The 17081-nt window shown below is 76.1% G+C and carries 15 protein-coding genes; 6 read left to right on the plus strand and 9 right to left on the minus strand.

All coding sequences use genetic code 11. The features are described from left to right. Nucleotides 1-118: 118 nt before the first annotated feature. Nucleotides 119-652: an RBBP9/YdeN family alpha/beta hydrolase gene (locus GA0070558_RS08285; RefSeq protein WP_091277399.1), complete on the minus strand. Its 534-nt coding sequence runs from the start codon at nucleotides 650-652 to the stop codon at nucleotides 119-121. A 153-nt stretch (nucleotides 653-805) separates the two neighbouring features. Between GA0070558_RS08285 and GA0070558_RS08290 the strand changes: the two genes are divergently transcribed. The 4 genes from GA0070558_RS08290 to GA0070558_RS08305 all read left to right on the plus strand — a co-directional run bounded on the left by GA0070558_RS08290 (nucleotide 806) and on the right by GA0070558_RS08305 (nucleotide 6693). Further along, nucleotides 806-1600, plus strand: a complete 795-nt coding sequence (locus GA0070558_RS08290; protein ID WP_091277401.1) for an SAM hydrolase/SAM-dependent halogenase family protein — start codon at nucleotides 806-808, stop codon at nucleotides 1598-1600. Nucleotides 1601-1654: 54 nt separating this feature from the next. Beyond that, nucleotides 1655-1897 carry a CPCC family cysteine-rich protein gene (locus GA0070558_RS08295; protein WP_091277528.1) on the plus strand — a complete coding sequence of 81 codons (243 nt, stop codon included), beginning with the start codon at nucleotides 1655-1657 and terminating at the stop codon, nucleotides 1895-1897. Nucleotides 1898-1960: 63 nt separating this feature from the next. Then, nucleotides 1961-2818 (plus strand): zinc finger domain-containing protein, encoded by an 858-nt coding sequence (locus GA0070558_RS08300; RefSeq protein WP_091277403.1) that lies wholly within the window; start codon nucleotides 1961-1963, stop codon nucleotides 2816-2818. Nucleotides 2819-2997: 179 nt separating this feature from the next. Next, a complete protein-coding gene (locus tag GA0070558_RS08305) occupies nucleotides 2998-6693 on the plus strand; it encodes a multicopper oxidase domain-containing protein (protein WP_091277530.1) in 3696 nt (1231 codons plus the stop codon). 7 nt (nucleotides 6694-6700) lie between these two features. Here GA0070558_RS08305 and pspM read toward each other — a convergent pair whose 3' ends face one another. The 7 genes from pspM to GA0070558_RS08340 form a co-directional block, all read right to left on the minus strand. Continuing rightward, nucleotides 6701-7534 (minus strand): phage shock envelope stress response protein PspM, encoded by an 834-nt coding sequence (gene pspM / locus GA0070558_RS08310; RefSeq protein WP_043962446.1) that lies wholly within the window; start codon nucleotides 7532-7534, stop codon nucleotides 6701-6703. Between the two features lie 70 nt (nucleotides 7535-7604). Continuing rightward, nucleotides 7605-8486 (minus strand): PspA/IM30 family protein, encoded by an 882-nt coding sequence (locus GA0070558_RS08315; protein WP_077936725.1) that lies wholly within the window; start codon nucleotides 8484-8486, stop codon nucleotides 7605-7607. A 208-nt stretch (nucleotides 8487-8694) separates the two neighbouring features. Continuing rightward, nucleotides 8695-9153: a helix-turn-helix domain-containing protein gene (locus tag GA0070558_RS08320; protein WP_043962444.1), complete on the minus strand. Its 459-nt coding sequence runs from the start codon at nucleotides 9151-9153 to the stop codon at nucleotides 8695-8697. A gap of 156 nt (nucleotides 9154-9309) precedes the next feature. Further along, nucleotides 9310-9885: a CinA family protein gene (locus GA0070558_RS08325; RefSeq protein ID WP_043962443.1), complete on the minus strand. Its 576-nt coding sequence runs from the start codon at nucleotides 9883-9885 to the stop codon at nucleotides 9310-9312. Nucleotides 9886-9935: 50 nt separating this feature from the next. Beyond that, nucleotides 9936-10538 carry a CDP-diacylglycerol--glycerol-3-phosphate 3-phosphatidyltransferase gene (pgsA, locus tag GA0070558_RS08330; RefSeq protein WP_043962442.1) on the minus strand — a complete coding sequence of 201 codons (603 nt, stop codon included), beginning with the start codon at nucleotides 10536-10538 and terminating at the stop codon, nucleotides 9936-9938. A gap of 77 nt (nucleotides 10539-10615) precedes the next feature. Then, entirely contained in the window at nucleotides 10616-12115 is a 1500-nt protein-coding gene (gene rimO, locus GA0070558_RS08335) for a 30S ribosomal protein S12 methylthiotransferase RimO (RefSeq protein WP_091277406.1), read from the minus strand. 85 nt (nucleotides 12116-12200) lie between these two features. After that, nucleotides 12201-13124, minus strand: coding sequence for an ornithine cyclodeaminase family protein (locus GA0070558_RS08340; RefSeq protein WP_091277408.1), 924 nt, complete (start codon nucleotides 13122-13124; stop codon nucleotides 12201-12203). A 167-nt stretch (nucleotides 13125-13291) separates the two neighbouring features. On the opposite strand from GA0070558_RS08340, the gene GA0070558_RS08345 reads away from it, so the two are divergent. After that, on the plus strand, nucleotides 13292-13606 hold the full coding sequence (locus GA0070558_RS08345; RefSeq protein ID WP_091277410.1) for a DMT family transporter: 315 nt from the start codon (nucleotides 13292-13294) through the stop codon (nucleotides 13604-13606). Nucleotides 13607-13696: 90 nt separating this feature from the next. Continuing rightward, entirely contained in the window at nucleotides 13697-13942 is a 246-nt protein-coding gene (locus GA0070558_RS08350) for a hypothetical protein (RefSeq protein ID WP_077936722.1), read from the plus strand. Between the two features lie 612 nt (nucleotides 13943-14554). Here GA0070558_RS08350 and GA0070558_RS08355 read toward each other — a convergent pair. Next, nucleotides 14555-17023 (minus strand): FtsK/SpoIIIE family DNA translocase, encoded by a 2469-nt coding sequence (locus GA0070558_RS08355; RefSeq protein ID WP_091277412.1) that lies wholly within the window; start codon nucleotides 17021-17023, stop codon nucleotides 14555-14557. Between the last annotated feature and the right edge of the window lie 58 nt (nucleotides 17024-17081).

A 17081-nucleotide genomic window follows, 5' to 3' on the forward strand; every position in this document is an offset into this window, starting at 1 on the left:
GCCCCCCTCAGCCCGAGGCGGGGCTTCGTCGTCCGCGGGCCGAAGCGAGCGAGCATCGGAGATCTTGAAAGATCCCGGCCCCTGGAGGGGCCACCAGCTTCCAAGATCTACCGGTCCCCTACCGACGGGGGACCAGGCGGGCGATCAGGGTCTCCGCCAGGGGCCACGGGCCGTAGCCGTCGGCCGTCGTCAGGTGTCCGGCGTCGCCGAATTCGACCAGCTCGGCTCCCCACCGCCCGGCCCAGTGTGCCGCCCGGCCGTACGTCATCACCGGGTCGGTACGGCTGGCCGCCAGGATCGACGGGAACGGCAGCGGAACGTCGGGCAGGGCCGGCAGCACCGACGTCCCGTCCGTCCACGGCTCGTCGAGGTCGGGCGGGGTGACCAACAGCGCGCCCCGCACCGGGCCGGGCCCGCAGGAGGCCGCCCACAACGCCACGGTGAGCCAGCCGGCGCTGTGCGCCACCAGCACCGTCGGCTCGGTGACCCCGTCGAGGGCGGCGGCGAGGGCGGCGACCCGCTCGTCGGCCACGTACCGCCCTCCGGTGGCGTGCCGGACCCAGCGGCGCGCGGGATCGCGGCGGGCCAGCCACTCCTGCCAGTGCTCAGGCAGGGGGTCGTTGCGGCCGGGCACCAGCAGCACGCGCGTCATGCCTCGGGAGGCTAGCGTCGAGCCGGCAGCCGCGCCGCCCCGCGCCGGTCAGGCAGGCAGGCAACCGGCCAGCAAGCGACCGGGCCCGCAGGCAACCGGCCAGGCAGGCGCGAGGCCGAGCACGAGCACGAGCGAGCACGGAGGAGGACGCCGATGGCGTGGATCTCGTTGACCACCGACTACGGCCTGGCCGACGGTTTCGTGGCCGCCTGTCACGGGGTGATCGCCCGGATCGCCCCGGCCGTCCGGGTGATCGACGTGACCCATCTCGTCCCGCCGGCCGACGTGCGGCGGGGCGCGGCCGTGCTCGCCCAGACGGTGCCGCACCTCCCGGTGGGGGTGCACGTCGCGGTGGTCGACCCGGGGGTGGGCACCGCCCGGCGCGGGGTGGCCCTGGCCACGCCGGGCGGGATGCTGGTCGGGCCGGACAACGGGCTGCTGCCGGACGCCGCCGCCGCGCTCGGCGGGGTGACGTCCGCCGTGGAGTTGACCAACCCGGAGTGGCTGGCGCCCGAGGTGTCGCGCACCTTCCACGGCCGGGACGTCTTCGCCCCGGTGGCGGCCCGGTTGGCGTCGGGCGCGCCGCTGGCCGACGCGGGGCCCGCGGTCGACCCGGCGGGCCTGGTCCGGCTGCCCGGGCCGGTGGTGCGGGACGAGCCGGGCGGGTTCGCCGCCGAGGTGCTGACCGTGGACCACTTCGGCAACGTGCAGCTCGCCGCGCCGGGCGACCGGCTCGCCCCGCTGCCGGCCCGGCTGCGGGTGGCCGGGCGGGCGGCGGCGCACGGGCGCACGTTCGGCGACGCCCCGCCCGGCGCGCTGGTCGCGTACGTCGACTCGGCCGGCCTGGTCGCCGCCGCCGTCAACGGCGGACGGGCCGCCGACGTGCTGGGCGTGGCACCGGGTGACCTGGTGACCGTCACCGCCGAGGAGGATGTGGCCGGAACGTGAAATCGGCCCACCGTCGGAGTGATGCTGGATCGTCGGTTGTGGAATGCTCTCCCGGTGGGTGTTCAGTGGGTTCCTTCGGCATGTCCCTGTTGCGCCTCGCTGACCGGGGGCGGCACGTGCCCGGTCTGCTTCTGGACCGACGACGGTCAGAGTGACGCCGACGCGGACGTGGTCCGGGGCGGCCCCAACGGCGACCTGAGCCTGACCCTCGCCCGGCTCAACTTCGCCGTCTACGGCGCCAGCCACCCCCGCTACCAGGACATGGTGCGCCCGGCCCGCCCGGAGGAGCGCCCCTGACCCTCGGGGCGCCCACCCCGCCCCGGCCAGGGTGAACGCCGCCCGGGCGGGGACAATGGCGGCATGCCCGAAGGCGACACCGCCTGGAACACCGCCCGCGTGCTGGGGCGGGCGCTCGGCGGTGCCCGGCTGACGGCCTCCGACTTCCGGGTGCCCCGGCTGGCCGGCACCGACCTGGCCGGCTGGACGGTGCGCGAGTCGGCGAGCCGGGGCAAGCACCTGCTGCTGCGGCTCGCCGCGCCCGGCCGGCAACCACAGGCCGGCCCGCTTCCGGGCGGGCGCAGCCGGGCGTCGGGCGGCCCGGGCGGGGTCACCGACTGGACGCTGCACTCGCACCTGCGGATGGACGGGGCGTGGCGGGCGTACGCGCCCGGGGAACGCTGGACGGGCCGGCCCGCGCACCTGATCCGGGTGGTGCTGCGCGCCCCCGAAGCGGTCGCCGTGGGCTATCACCTGCACGAGCTGGCGCTGGTGCCGACCGCCGAGGAGGACGCCCTCGTCGGTCATCTCGGGCCGGACCTGCTCGGCGCGGACTGGGACCCCACCGAGGCGGTCCGCCGGCTCGCCGCCGCACCGGAGGCGACGATCGGCGAGGCGCTGCTCGACCAGCGCAACCTGGCCGGGGTGGGCAACCTCTACAAGTGCGAGGTGCTGTTCCTGCGCGGGCTGTCGCCGTGGACGCCGGTCGGCGCGGTGCCCGACCTGGCCGGCACGGTGGCGCTCGCCCAGCGGCTGCTGGCGGCCAACCGGGGACGGTGGACGCAGAGCACCACCGGGTCGCTGCGCCGGGGCGAGACGAGCTACGTGTACGGCCGGCGCGCCCAGCCGTGCCGCCGCTGCGGCACGGCGATCCGCAAGGAGGAGCTGGGCGAGCGGGTCACCTACTGGTGCCCGGCCTGCCAGCCCGCGCCGACACCCTGACCTGCGGCGACACGCCGTCCCAGCGTCCGGGACGTCCGCAGATAGGGACGATTGGGTAGTTCCGCACCGGCCCTCCGACGTCGCATGCTGCGGTTGAGTGCTCACCGACCGTCAACGGGCGGGTGCGGCCGCCCCGAGGGGGTGGCGGTCGCCACGCCACGATCGATCCGGGGAGAGCCATCGTGCTGTTCCGCAGACTGCGCTCCAACTTCGTCGACCGGCCCGCGTGTACCGGCGCGGAGCCGGGGCCGACCGTGCCGGCGGCCCGGACCGCCGAGGCGACCGGGCCCGACGTGGCCGAAGCCGAGGAGGTGGCGCCGGCCAGCCTCGACCCGGCGGCCGTCCCGCGCTGCTTCGGCCCGGTGCCCAACTTCGCCACCAGCCCGCTGCCGGTGCCGGTCCCCGCGCCCGACGAACGCGGCGGGGTCGCCCCCGGCACGGGCCTGCGCAAGTTCGTCGACGCGCTGCCCCGGCCCGGCGAGGGGGGCCGCACCGAGCTGGGCGGGTGGCTGCCGGTCGCCGTGCCGGACACCATCACGTGGCCGGGCTGCGACTACTACGAGATCGGCCTCCAGGAGTACGCCCAGCGCCTGCACCGCGACCTGCCCGCCACCCGGCTGCGCGGCTACCGGCAGCTCAACCTCGGCACCGACGGCACCGGGCACAACACGGTGGCCCCGCCCGACCGGCCGTACCTGTGCGGGCCGGTGATCGTGGCCCGGCGCGGCCGGCCGGTGCGGATCAAGTTCATCAACCAGCTGCCCACCGGCCGGGCCGGGGAGCTGTTCCTGCCCGTCGACGCGACGCTGGACGGGGCCGGGCCGGGCCCGCTGGACGGTCCGGCGCCCTACCCGCAGAACCGGGCGGTGCCGCACCTGTACGGCGGGCAGACCGGCTGGATCAGCGCCGGCAACCCGTGGCAGTGGGTGACGCCGGCCGGGGAGATCACGCCGTACCCGACGGGGGTGGGGTTGACCCACGTGCCGGACATGCCGCCGCCCGGCCCGGGGGCGACCACGCTCTACTACCCCAACGAGCAGAGCGGCCGGCTCATGTGGCTGCACGACAACACCCTCGGCCTGTCCCGGCTCACCGTCTGCTCCGGGCAGCTCGCCGTCTATCTGCTCACCGACGAGGCCGAGGAGGGCCTCGTCGCCGACGGGGTGCTGCCCGCCGAGCAGCTCCCGCTGGTGGTCACCGACCGCACGTTCGTGCCCGACGACACGCAGCTCGCCGGCCAGGACCCGACGTGGGACCGGGACCGCTGGGGGGCCCGGGGCAGCCTCTGGCACCCGCACGTCTACCAGCCCCGGCAGCACCCGTCCCACCCGTCGGGGACGAACCCGACCGGCCGCTGGGACTACGGCCCGTGGACCCGCCCCGCGCAGCCGGCCGACGTGCCGCCGGGCCGGCCCGGCCCCGACGACGCGCAGCCGGCGACCGCGCCGGGGGCCACGGGCGGGCCCGTGCCGAACCCGCACCACGATCCCGTCGCCGACCCCGACGAGCCGCCGCTGGCCCCGGGCGTGCCGCACCCGTCGGCGGTGCCCGAGGCGTACGGGGACACCCCGCTGGTCAACGGCGTCGCGTACCCGTACCTGACGGTCGCGCCGAAGGCGTACCGGTTGCGGATCCTCAACGCCTGCGCGGACCGCTCCCTCAACCTCCAGCTCTACCGGGCCCGCTCCGACGGCCCGATGTGGGACGCGGACGGCGGGCTGCTCGACGCCGACGCGGGCGAGGTGCCGATGGTGGAGGCCGCCCGCGCGCCCGGCCGCCCGCCGCACTGGCCCGTGGACGGCCGCGACGGCGGGGTGCCCGACCCGGCCGCCGCCGGGCCGGCGCTGATCCAGGTCGGCAACGAGTGCGGCCTGCTGCCGGCCCCGGCGGTGCTGCCGAACCGGCCGGTCGGCTACCGGTACGACCGGCAGGACCCGACGGTGCTCAACGTCGACGGGCACACCCTGCTGCTCGCCCCCGGGGAGCGGGCCGACGTCGTCGTCGACTTCTCGGCCGTCCCGCCCGGGTCCACCCTGATCCTCTACAACGACTGCCCGGCCCCGCTGCCCCGCTTCGACCCCCGCAACGACCACCACACGGGCGCCCCGGACCGCACCGCCGTGGGCGGCGTCTCCGGCACCCTGCCCGGGTACGGGCCGAACACCCGCACCCTGCTCCAGTTCCGGGTGGCCGGCGAGCCGGCCGAGCCGTACGACCTCGACCGGCTGGCCGAGCGGCTGCCCGGCGCGTACGCGGCCAGCCAGCGCCCGCCGATCGTGCCGCAACCGGCGTACGACCGCGCGTTCGGCACCCGCACGGCCCGGGAGACGGTCGGCACGGCGCACGCCATCGCGGTCAGCTTCACCCCGGTCGGCGCCGCCGCGCCGGTGACGCTGCCGCTGACGGTGAAGGTGGTGCAGCACGTCTTCGACCCGGCGTACGGGCGGGTCGCCGGCCGGCTCGGGGTGGCCCACCCGCACGCCGGGCCGCTGGGTCCGGCCACCCTGCCGCTCGGGCCGGTCGACCCGGCCACCGAGACGCTGGTGATCGCCGACCCGACGGTGCAGGTCGGCGCGCCCGCCGACGGCACCCAGCTCTGGCGGATCGTCGGCAACACCCCGCAGACTCACCCCGTGCACGTCGGCGGCTGCGACGTGCAGGTGGTCAACCGGGTCGGCTGGGACGGGGCGATCCGCCCGCCCGAGCCCAACGAGCTGGGCTGGAAGGAGACGGTGCGGGTCAACCCCCGCGAGGACGTGATCGTGGCGCTGCGGCCGGTCGCCCCCGCCCTGCCGTTCAAGATCGGCGACAGCGTACGGCTGCTCGACCCGACCCGCCCGGCCGGCGCCCGGATCGGCTCCACGGCCGTCAGCCCCGTCGACGGGCGGCCGGCGGCGGTGGTCAACCAGCTGGTCAACATGGGGTGGGAGTACCGCTGGCACAGCCAGCTCGCCGGCCACCGCGACCAGGGCATGAGCCGCCCGCTGGTGCTGCGGGTCGCCCCGCTCGCCCCGACCGGGCTGACCGCCACGCCGGTGCCCGGATCGGCGACCGTGCTGCCGGCGATCGCGCTGACCTGGACCGGCAACGGCGGCCGGCCCCCGGCCAGCAGCCACCTGCTCCAGCGGGCCACCGACGTCGCGTTCACCGAGGGGGTCACCGCGATCACCGTGGCCGCCGCCGCGACCCGGTACACCGACTCCACGGTCACCCCCGGCGTCACCTACCACTACCGGATCCGGGCGGAGAACGAGGTGAGCTGCTCGGCCTGGTCCAACGGCGTGCCGGCGTCGGTACGCCTCGCCGCGCCCACCGGGCTGGCCGCGGTGATCCCGCCGGCCGCCCCGCTGCGGGTGGCGCTGCGCTGGGCGAACCGCTCCTTCGCCACCGGCGTCGACGTGCAACGGGCCACCAACCCGACGTTCACCAGCGGCCCCGCCACCACGGCCGTCGGGGTGCAGGAGCAGCACGTGGACGCCGTCGTCGCCCCGGAGACCACCTACTACTACCGGGTGCGCACCACGTACCTGGGGGTCGCGTCGCCGTGGTCGACGGTCGCCGCCGTCACCAGCCCGCCCCGGCCGGCCGCGCCGACCGGGCTGACCGCCGTCGCGAGCGCCCCCGCGCCGGACACCGCGACGGTGACGCTGACCTGGGCGGCGGACCCGCCGGGCGGCCCGGGGGCCGGGTTCCTGGTGCAGCGGGCGGTCGACCCGGCGTTCGAGCGGGAGGTCGCCGCGTTCACGGTGCACGGGCGGGGGTTCGTCAACACCGGCCTGGCCCGGGGCGTGACCTACCACTACCGGGTGCGGGCCGGCAACGTCGTCGGCAACTCCCCGTTCACCCCGGCGGTCGCCGTGACCACGCCCGGGTGACGCCGGGTCAGTGGGTGGGGGTGCGCAGCGGGTCGCCGACGGTGCGCAGGGGCTCGCCGACGGTGCGCAGCTCGGCCAGCGCCGACGCCACCCCGTGCAGCAGGTCCGTCGCCTCGGCGAGCCGGGACGCGGCGGCCTGCTCGCTGGCGGCCCGGCCGCCGAGGTGACCGGCGTCGGAGCGGGCGTCCTCGGCGAGGTAGCCGGCGGCGGCCACCACCAGCCGCTCGTACGCCGCCACCCCGCTCTCCAGCTGCGCGGACAGCTCACGGTGGGCCTCGGCAAGGGGGGCGCGGGCGTCGGCGGGGGCGAGCCGCAGGGCCCGCTCGACGCTGGCGACCCGCCCCGCCAGCTCGCGCAGCGACCGGTCGGCGGCGGCGGCCTCGGACACCGCCGGCTCGGCCAGGCCGGTCAGCCGGCCGGTCATCCCGCCGAGAGTGAGCGCGGCCCGGTCCAGCCGGGCCCACGGCTCGGCCACGCTGGTGCCGCGCAGGGCCAGCCGGGACCGGGCGCGGCGCACCTCCGCCACCACCCCCTGCCCGGCGGGGAGCCGCTCCACGGCGGCAACGAGCCGGGCCCGGGACCGGGCCGCGGCCTCGGCCGGGTCGAGGGCCGGGGGCGCGGGGCGCGCCGCGAGGGCCCGCAGGTCGATCCACCGCCAGGCGGCCAGGGCCACCGCGCTGCCGGCCGCGCCGGCCCACGCCGCGTCGGGCAGACCCAGCCCGGCGTACGGGGTGAGCACCGCCGCCGCCCCGGTCAGCCCGCCGCCCAGCACGCTCCACCGGCGGGCGGACCGCCGCAGCCTGCGCAGCTGGCGGAAGTATCGTGCTCGCTCGTCTGCCACCCGTGCCTCCTCGTTCCGGCCGCCGGGTCGGCGGTGCCGGGGCCGCCCGGCCGGCGGCCGTCGGTGCCGCTCAGCCGGCGGTGCTGGTGTCCCCGGTGCCGCGGTCCTGGCCCATGCTGGCCCGGAGCTGGTCGAGCCGGGCCGCGGCGGCCGGGTCGACGGCCGGGGCGGCGGGCGCGGCCTGCCCCTGCTGCCCCACGGCCGGGCGGTCCTGCCGGCCGGCGAGCTGCTCGCCGGCCATGCTCGCGCGGATCTGCTCCAGCCGGGACGAGCCGGCCGAGTCCAGGGACGCCTTCTGGATCTCCAGCATCCGGCCCTCGACGGAGTTGCCGGCCAGCTCGGCGCGGCCCATCGCGGTGGCGTAGCGCTGCTCGATGCGGTCCCGCACCGCGTCCAGGGACGGGGTGCTGCCGGAGGCGGTGAGCGACGACATCGACTCCAGCGACTGGGCCACGCTCTCCTGCATCTTGGCCTGTTCGAGCTGGCTGAGCAGCTTGGTGCGCTCGGCCAGCTTCTGCTGGAGGATCATCGAGTTGTTCTCCACCGCCCGGCGGGCCTGCGCGGCGGCGCCGAGCGCCTGGTCGTGCAGGGTCTTCAGGTCCTCGGTGGCCTGCTCGGCGGAGACGAGCTGGGTGGCGAGGACCTGGGCGGTCTGCTCGTACTTGCCGGCCTCCGCCTCGTCGCCCCGGGCGCGGGCCTGGTCGGCGAGGACCAGGGCCTGCCGGGCGTTGCCCTGGAGCCGCTCGACCTCGGTCATCTGGCGGGACAGCTTCATCTCCAGCTGCCGCTGGTTGCCGATCACCGCCGCCGCCTGCTGCACCAGCGCCTGGTGCTGGCGCTGCGCCTCCTCGATCGCCTGCTGGATCTGCACCTTGGGGTCGGCGTGTTCGTCGATCCGGGCACCGAAGAGCGCCATCAGGTATTTCCAGCCCTTGACGAACGGGTTCGCCATCTCCGCGGTATCCCCTCAGTAGAGTCGCGCCGCCCCGGCCGGGCCGGGCGGTCCGGCCGGTGGTCGTGCGGCGGTGACCCCCATCGTCCCAGCCGGGCGCCAGCCCGGCATCCGTACGTCACCGGCGGCACGCCACCGTCTGATCAACAGTACGCGGCGCGGGAAAGCCCGACCACGTCCTCGGGCGACCTGTGGGCAGGCGGTGGGATCAGGCGGCGCAGACGACGTCGCGGTCGCGCTCGGCGGGGCGCACGCGGGTGCGCAGGGTCGCCTTCAGCGGCGAGTCCTGGTGCACCGCCACGGCCACCGGGCCGCCGGAGGTGACCTGCCGGACGCCCCGGCCGGTCGACTTGCGCACCGAGGCGCGGGCCACGGGGGACTCGACCGGCTCGGCCGGCTCGTCCTGCACCGGCACCAGCACGCCGGGAAGCTGCTCGGCGAGCGCCACCGTGTCGCTGACCTCGCGCAGCAGCTCGGAGAGGCGGGCGCCGAGGGCGTCGCAGATGGCGGCCAGCAGCTCGCTGGAGGGCTCCTTCTGGCCGCGCTCGATCTCGGACAGGTAGCCCAGGCTGACGTTGGCCGCGGAGGAGACCTCGCGCAGGGTGCGGTGCTGCCCCTGCCGGCGCGCCCGCAGTGCGTCACCGATCACCCGGCGTAGCAGGACCATCGCACCTCCCCTGACGGGTCTCACCCTCTTCACCGACGCCGTGCCGGCGCGGCGTGCCGCCCCGGCGTCGACGCCACGCGTCGGAGCCTTCCCGCAACCGTACCCGCTGCGGGCCCCGGTGACATCCCACCCCGCCCGTCCTTCTGCCCGACAGGCTCAGCGGCGGGCCGCCCCGGCGGGCGCGGCGTCGCCGTCGCCGGCCTCCGGCGCGCCCGCCCCGGGGACCGGCCCCGCCGCGTCGATCCGCTCGGCGAGCAGCCGCAACGCCTCGATCACCGCGGCGGTCCGGATGTGGTCGCGGCCCCCGTCGAGGTCGAGCCGGCGGACCTCGGCGCCGGCCGGCCCGGCCACCGCGACGTAGACCAGCCCGACGGGCTTGCCGTCCTGCGGCTGCGGCCCGGCCACGCCGGTGGTGGCGAGCCCCCAGTCCGCGCCGCAGCGCCGCCGGCCGCCCTCGGCCAGGGCGCGGGCCACGTCCGGGTCGACCGGGCCGCGCTCGGCCAGCAGGTCCTCCGGTACGCCCGCCAGCACCGACTTCAGCTCGGTGGCGTAGACGACCAGGCCGCCCCGGTAGACGCCGCTGACCCCGGCGATCTCCACCACCGAGGCGGAGAGCAGCCCACCGGTGAGCGACTCGACGGTGGCGAGCGTCTCGTGTCGCTCGGCGAGGCGGTGCACCACGCCGGCCGCCGGGCTGCCCACCGGCCGGTGCCCGTTCGCGTCAGTTCCCATGGAAACGTCCCTTTCCCCGCGCCGGCCGGTCTACGCGTCCCCGCGCCGGTCTACGCATCCTCGCGGGCGGGCCGGCGCAGGCGCAGCGCCTGGGCCACGTAGTCGAAGCCGGTGACCACCGTGACGCCGACGGCGGCTGCCATCAGCCAGGGGCCGACGGCGGCGAGCCCGGCCGGCATCGGCCACAGGTACCAGGTGATGGCCAGGATCTGCAGCGCCGTCTTGATCTTGCCACCCCGGCTGGCCGCGATGACGCCGTGCCGGATCACCCAGAACCGCAGCGCCGTGATGCCCAGCTCCCGCACCAGGATGACGCCGGTCACCCACCAGGGCAGCAGGTCGTACCAGGACAGCAGCAGCAGGGCCGCGCCGGTGAGCGCCTTGTCGGCGATCGGGTCGGCCACCTTGCCGACCGAGGTGACCAGGCCGAAGCGGCGGGCGATCCAGCCGTCCACCAGGTCGGTGACCGAGGCGACGGCGAAGATCAGGCAGGCCGCGATCCGCCACCCGGCGTGGGTCGCGCCGGAGGCGACCACCGAGGCCGCGAAGACCGGCACCAGCACCAGCCGCAGCAGGGTCAGCCCGTTGGCCGCGTTGAGCACCGGGACCCGGGCGACCACCGGCGGCTGCGCCGGCTCCGCCGCCGGCGTCACCGACGCACCCCGCTCGGGCTGCCGCGGCGAACCTGACACCGCACCACGTGGCTCCCCCGCCTTCTCAGGGCCCGCCGTCACCGTGCCGCGCCGGGCGCAGCCGAGATCATCTCATCCGGGACGGCGACGAGGTCCACCCCTTCGGTGGCGGTCACCGTGGCGCGCACGAGGTCGCCGGGGCGCAGCGCCGCCAGGTCCACCCCGCCGTCGGCCGGGGCGACCAGGGTGGTGGAGCCGTCCACCTCGGGGGCCTGGTGCGCCGCCCGGCCCTCGACCACACCGTCGTCGACCGAGTCGACCAGCACCTCGACCGTGGAGCCGAGCCGCTCCTCGGCCCGCTGCGAGCACAGCTCGTCGGCGAGGGCGCTGAGCCGGTCGTACCGGCGCTTGATCGTCGCGGCGGAGACCTTGCCGGGCAGGCCGGCGGCCTCCGTGCCGTCCTCGTCGCTGTAGTCGAACATGCCGATCGCGTCGAGCCGGGCCGCGCTGAGGAACCGGACCAGCTCGTCGACGTCGCCCCGGGTCTCGCCGGGGAAGCCGACGATGAAGTTGCTCCGCGCGCCGGCCTCCGGGGCCAGGGCGCGGGCGGCGGCCAGCAGCTCCAGGAACCGGTCGGTGGAGCCGAAGCGGCGCATCCGGCGCAGCACCGGCTCGCTGGAGTGCTGGAACGACAGGTCGAAGTACGGCGCGACGCCGGGTGTCGTGGCGATCGCCTCGACCAGGCCGGGGCGGGTCTCGGCGGGCTGGAGGTAGCTCGCCCGGACCCGGACGATCCCGTCGATCGCGGCGAGCTGCGGCAGCAGCTTCTCCAGCGCCCGGGGGTCGCCGAGGTCCTTGCCGTACGACGTCGAGTTCTCGCTGACCAGCACCAGCTCCCGCACGCCCGTCTTGGCCAGCCACTCCGCCTCGGCGAGCAGCTCGTCGGGCGTACGCGAGACGAACGCGCCGCGGAAGGCGGGGATGGCGCAGAACGCGCAGCGGCGGTCGCAACCACTGGCCAGCTTGAGCGACGCGACCGGGCCGGTGTCGAGCCGACGCCGCAGCACCTGCCGCAGGTGGGCCGGGGTGTGCTCGTCGGTGGTCACGGCGGCCCGGGGCGTGCCGTGGCCGGGCAGCGAGACGACGCTGTCGCGCCGGGCGACCGGGGTCAGCGGCAGCAGCTCCCGCCGGTCGCGCGGGGTGTGCGCGTCGAGCGCCTCGCCGGCGACGACCGCGTCGAGCCGGGCGGCGATGTCGGGGTAGTCGTCGAAGCTCAGCACCGCCTGCGCCTCGGGCAGGCTGTCGGCCAGCTCCCGGCCGTACCGCTCGGCCATGCAGCCGGCCGCGACCACCTTCGCGCCGGTGTCGGCGGCGGCGAGCAGCGTCTGGATCGAGTCCTGCTTGGCCTTCTCGACGAAGCCGCAGGTGTTGACGACCACCACGTCGGCCCCCTCGCCGTCGGTGGTGACCTGCCAACCGTCGGCGTGCAGCCGGGCGGCCAACTCCTCCGAGTCGACCTCGTTGCGGGCGCAGCCCAGGGTCAGCAGGGCGACGCGGCGGCCGGCGGATTGCGGGGAGGGGGCGGTGGCAGACACCATCCGAGGGTACCGGGCGGGCGGACGGCGGCCCGCAACGGCGGCCACCCGGATCGCCCCCGCACGTCGCCCGCCGTCCGGGGCCGGCTCAGGCCATCGCCGCGCCGACCCGGACCAGCCGGTCGAGCAGGAAGACCTCCGTGCCGGCCAGGCCGGTCGAGCAGAAGACCGACACCTGGTCCGCGCCGGTCCGGCCGGCGGCGTCGCCGGCCAGCACCGCGCCCAGGTCACCCAACCGCCCGGCGTACGCGGGCAGCGTCGCCAGCATCGGCGGGTCGTACGCCGCCGCCTGCGCCGGCGAGTCGGTGACCAGCACATCGGCGGCGTCCAGCAGGTCGGTGCCGAACTCGTGCCGGTCGACCTGCTTGAAGCCGACCGTGTTGACGTGGGTGCCGGGGGCCAGGTCGGCGGCGTCGAGCACGGGGGTGACGGCGGTGGTGGCGAGCACCACGACGTCGCGTTCCCGCACGGCGGCCCGCGCCGAGTCGACCGCCCGCGCCGGCACGTCCAGCTCGGCGCGGACGCGGGCGGCGAACGCCTCCCGCCGGGCGGCCGAGCGGCTGTGCACGGTGACCTCGCGCAGCGGGCGCACCGCGGCGGCGGCCCAGACCTGGGTCCACGCCTGCGTGCCCGAGCCGACCACGCCCAGCGTGACGGCGTCCGGCCGGGCCAGGGCGTCCACGGCGACCCCGCCGAGCCCCCCGGTACGCCGGGAGCCCAGCTCGTCCCCGACCGCGACCGCCCGCACCGCCCCGGTGCGCCCGTCGTGCAGCACGACCACCTGCTCGCCCTCCGGGTGCCCGAACGTGTCGTACGAGCGGAAGCCGTACCACTCGCCGGTGAGGTGCCCCGCGGTGAGCACCATCCGTCCCCCGCCCAGCGCCGCGGCGGCCCGGGGCGGGGCCACCAGGCGGCCGGCGTGCGTGGCGAGCAGGGCGTCGCGCATCGCGGCCACCGTGGTGGGGGCGTCCAGCGCGGCGGCGACGTCGGGGTCGGCGAAGAGCAGCGGCATGACCGAATACTGCAACTTGAAGTGAGGTTCATGTCAATCGGTGGTGGTCCGGCTCACCCTCGGCGCCGCCCGGCCGGTGCTAACGTCGGTCGCGGCGGCCCCAGGGTCGCCCCGGACGAGTGGTGGGCGCCCCGCAGGTCCGGGCGCCGAAGCAGAGGTGTCGCGCCATGGCCTGGATCGTGCTGGTGATCTCCGGACTCCTCGAGACCGCGTGGGCGGTCGCCCTCGACCGCAGCGCCGGCTTCACCCGGCTCGTGCCGTCGGTCGTGTTCGCGGTCACGCTGGTGCTCAGCATGGCCGGCCTGGCGTACGCGCTGCGCGAGATCCCCGTCGGCACCGGCTACGCGGTCTGGGTGGGCATCGGCGCGGTCGGCACCGCGCTAGTCGGCATGCTGGCGCTGCACGAGTCGGCGAGCCTGCCCCGCATCGTCTGCCTGCTGCTGGTCGTCGCCGGGGTGGTCGGCCTCAAGGTCTTCCACTGACCGGTCTTCCACTGACCGGGATGCGTAGTTTCCGGCGCCGGTGGGTAGTGATCGATCGACGGTAGAACGAGGCTCACCACGGAGGACGTCATGGCCGACACCCACGCCACCACCCGCCCGCGCACCAACGCCGCCCGGATCTGCACGATCGTCGCGTTCGTCTTCGCCGCCCTCGCGGTCTTCGTGTCGCCGCTGATCTTCGGCCTGCTCGGCGTGATCCTCGGCGTGGTCGGCGCGGTCCTCGGCGACAAGCCGCTCGGCTGGTACGCCGCCGCCGCCAGCGTGGCCGGCGCTGTGCTCGGCATGATCCTCAGCGCGGTGATCCTGAACGCCTGAGCAGCCAGCCCACCCCACAGCGCCACAGCGCACCCGACCGCGACCGAAGGGGCCCGCCGGATTCCCGGCGGGCCCCTCGCCGTCGACCCGCCCGCGCCCGTCCACCCCGCCCTCGCCGCATCGCGGGCGGCCGGCGGCGGCGGGTGGCCGTGCTCCACCCGCCCCGGATCGTGACACGCAGCAACCGCCCCGCTCGACGCCACCACCTCCTTCGCTCCCTTTGCTCTGCACCCGGATACGCAACAGTTCACGCAGCGCGATCGGCCGCTCCTTCCCGCCGCCCGCCGGTTTCACAGACCTGCTGGTCAAGGGGGTGATGCGTCCCTGGGTGCAGAGCAAAGGGCGCGCGGCGAGTCCGGCACGCCGGACTGAACATGACCCTGAGTCAGATCGCCAGATCCATCACCCACGGTGAGCAAGCTCGGTTGGCCCGCGTCGGGGCCGGCCACCGGGGAAGCGGGGCTCAGGGCGTTGCCCGGCCACGCCGGTGGAGGACGAGAGCAGGGGCAGCGCCGAAGTGCCGGGCCGGAAGAAAGGCCGCGAAGAAACCGGGGAGGGGCCGGGAGGGCCGGGGAGGGCCGGGGAGGGCCGGGGAGGGGTCCGGCGGGCGGGTCAGTCGTCCGCGCCGCCGAGGCCAGCGAGGACCTCCTCCAGCTCGTCCGGCTTGACCAGCACGTCGCGGGCCTTGGAACCCTCCGACGGGCCGACCACGCCCCGGGTCTCCATCAGGTCCATCAACCGGCCGGCCTTGGCGAAGCCGACCCGCAGCTTGCGCTGGAGCATCGACGTCGAGCCGAACTGCGAGGTGACCACCAGCTCGACCGCCTGCACCAGCAGGTCCAGGTCGTCGCCGATCTCCTCGTCGATCTTCTTCTTGTTGTCCTGTGCCGGGGCCAGCACGTCCGGGCGGAACTCCGGCTCCCGCTGGTCCTTGCAGAACTTCACCACGTCGGCGATCTCGCGCTCGGTGACCCAGGCGCCCTGGATGCGGATCGGCTTCGACGCGCCCATCGGCAGGAAGAGCCCGTCGCCGCGCCCCAGCAGCTTCTCCGCGCCCGGCTGGTCGAGGATGACCCGCGAGTCGGCCAGCGACGAGGTGGCGAACGCCAGCCGGGACGGCACGTTGGCCTTGATCAGGCCGGTGACCACGTCCACGCTGGGCCGCTGGGTGGCCAGCACCAGGTGGATGCCGGCGGCCCGGGCGAGCTGCGTGATCCGCACGACCGAGTCCTCCACGTCGCGCGGCGCGACCATCATCAGGTCCGCCAGCTCGTCCACGATCACCAGCAGGTACGGGTACGGCCGCATCTCCCGCTCGCTGCCCGGCGGGGCCTTGATCTCCCCCGTGCGCACCTTGCGGTTGAAGTCGTCGATGTGCCGGACGCCGTTCGCGGCGAGGTCGTCGTAGCGCATGTCCATCTCGCGGACGACCCAGTCCAGCGAGTCGGCCGCCTTCTTCGCATTGGTCACGATCGGCGTGACCAGGTGCGGGATGCCCTCGTAGCCGGTCATCTCGACGCGCTTCGGGTCGATCAGCAGCAGCCGCACCTCGTCCGGGGTGGCCCGGGTGAGGATGGACACCAGCAGGGAGTTGAGGCAGCTCGACTTGCCGGCGCCGGTGGCCCCGGCGATCAGGATGTGCGGCATCTTCGCGAGGTTGGCCACCACGAAGCCGCCCTCGATGTCCTTGCCGAGCGCCACCACCATCGGGTGGTGGTCGCTGGTGGCGGCGCGGGAGCGCAGCACGTCGCCGAGCGCCACGTTCTCCGGGTCGGTGTTCGGGATCTCCACGCCGACCGCGCTCTTGCCCGGGATCGGGCTGAGGATGCGGACGTCCGGGGACTTGACCGCGTACGCGATGTTGCGGGAGAGCTGGGTGATCCGCTCGACCTTCACGCCCGGGCCCAGCTCCACCTCGTACCGGGTGACCGTCGGGCCCCGGGTGAAGCCGGTGACCTCGGCGTCGACGCCGAACTGGTCGAACACGCCGGTGAGGGCGGCGATGACCTCGTCGTTGGCCTTGCTGCGGGTCTTCGGGGCGGCCCCGCCGCTGAGCAGGTTGGCCGGGGGCAGCGTGTAGTCGCCGGCCAGGCCGGTGAGCGCGAGCTGCTCCGCCCGGGTGGGCGGCGGCGAGTGCTCCGGCGGCTCGACCGGCTTGCGGGTGGCGGGCACCTTCGCCGGGGGCTTGCGGGGCAGCACCACGGTCTCCTGGAGGTCGGCGCCCTCGTACGCCTCCTCGTCGAAGTCGTCCGGGTCCGGCAGCGGCGGCGCGGCGCGCTTGGCCGGGCGGCGGCGGGCCGGCTTCTTCTCGACGGGCTCCGCCTCGGCCTCCTCGGCGGCCGGCGGCGGGCCGACCACCGCGCCGGCGAGCAGCCCGAGCCGCTCCGGGATCTTGTTGATCGGCGTCGCGGTGACCACCAGCAGGCCGAAGACCAGCAGCAGGAGCAGCAGCGGCACGGCCACCCAGGCGGTCACCGCGGTCTCCAGCACGTTGCCGACGCCCGCACCGATCAGGCCGCCCGCGTAGTCACGCTGGACCGGGTCCACCGGGTTCTGTCCGATGTGCAGCATCGCGGCGGTGGCGACCAGCATGGACCCCCAGCCGACCAGGCCCCGCCCCCGGTGCTCCGGGTCGGACGGCGTGCGCATCAGCCGCCACGCCCCGATCGACAACAGCACCGGGACGACGATCGAGATCGCGCCGAGGAAGAGCCGCACGGTGTCGGCGAGCCGGGCACCCACCGGGCCGGCACCGGAGAACCAGAGGGCCACCGCGCTGAGCAGGGAGAGCCCGAGCAGCAGCAGGCCCGCGCCGTCGCGGCGGTGCTCCGGGTCGAGGTCGCGGGCCGAGGCGGCCTGCCGGCCGGCGGCCCGCACCGCCCAGCCGACGCCGTGCGCGAGCCCCATCCACACCGCACCGATCGCCCGGCCCACGTGGACGGCCGGCCCCGGGCGGGGGGCGGTGCGCCGCCGGGGCGCCGCCTTGGTGGTCTTCTTCGCCGGCTGACGGGCACGACTGTTCGTGGTGCCGCGCGGCGACGCGCCGCGTCGCCGGCTCGCCTGAGAGGTACGGCCCGCCATAGAGTCACCGTAACGGCGGGACCCGGCGGATCGCCGCTTTTCCGGGTCGTGTCCGCGC

Origin of the sequence: Micromonospora haikouensis (assembly GCF_900091595.1) — a bacterium.
In the GTDB taxonomy this organism is placed as follows: domain Bacteria; phylum Actinomycetota; class Actinomycetes; order Mycobacteriales; family Micromonosporaceae; genus Micromonospora; species Micromonospora haikouensis.

Bases quoted from the DNA above. Each gene is read 5' to 3' on its own strand.
- GA0070558_RS08285 (WP_091277399.1), bottom strand. From the start codon at position 652: ATGACGCGCGTGCTGCTGGTGCCCGGCCGCAACGACCCCCTGCCTGAG.
- GA0070558_RS08290 (WP_091277401.1), top strand. From the start codon at position 806: ATGGCGTGGATCTCGTTGACCACCGACTACGGCCTGGCCGACGGTTTC.
- GA0070558_RS08300 (WP_091277403.1), top strand. From the start codon at position 1,961: ATGCCCGAAGGCGACACCGCCTGGAACACCGCCCGCGTGCTGGGGCGG.
- GA0070558_RS08315 (WP_077936725.1), bottom strand. From the start codon at position 8,486: ATGGCGAACCCGTTCGTCAAGGGCTGGAAATACCTGATGGCGCTCTTC.
- GA0070558_RS08320 (WP_043962444.1), bottom strand. From the start codon at position 9,153: ATGGTCCTGCTACGCCGGGTGATCGGTGACGCACTGCGGGCGCGCCGG.
- GA0070558_RS08325 (WP_043962443.1), bottom strand. From the start codon at position 9,885: ATGGGAACTGACGCGAACGGGCACCGGCCGGTGGGCAGCCCGGCGGCC.
- rimO (WP_091277406.1), bottom strand. From the start codon at position 12,115: ATGGTGTCTGCCACCGCCCCCTCCCCGCAATCCGCCGGCCGCCGCGTC.
- GA0070558_RS08340 (WP_091277408.1), bottom strand. From the start codon at position 13,124: ATGCCGCTGCTCTTCGCCGACCCCGACGTCGCCGCCGCGCTGGACGCC.
- GA0070558_RS08345 (WP_091277410.1), top strand. From the start codon at position 13,292: ATGGCCTGGATCGTGCTGGTGATCTCCGGACTCCTCGAGACCGCGTGG.
- GA0070558_RS08350 (WP_077936722.1), top strand. From the start codon at position 13,697: ATGGCCGACACCCACGCCACCACCCGCCCGCGCACCAACGCCGCCCGG.
- GA0070558_RS08355 (WP_091277412.1), bottom strand. From the start codon at position 17,023: ATGGCGGGCCGTACCTCTCAGGCGAGCCGGCGACGCGGCGCGTCGCCG.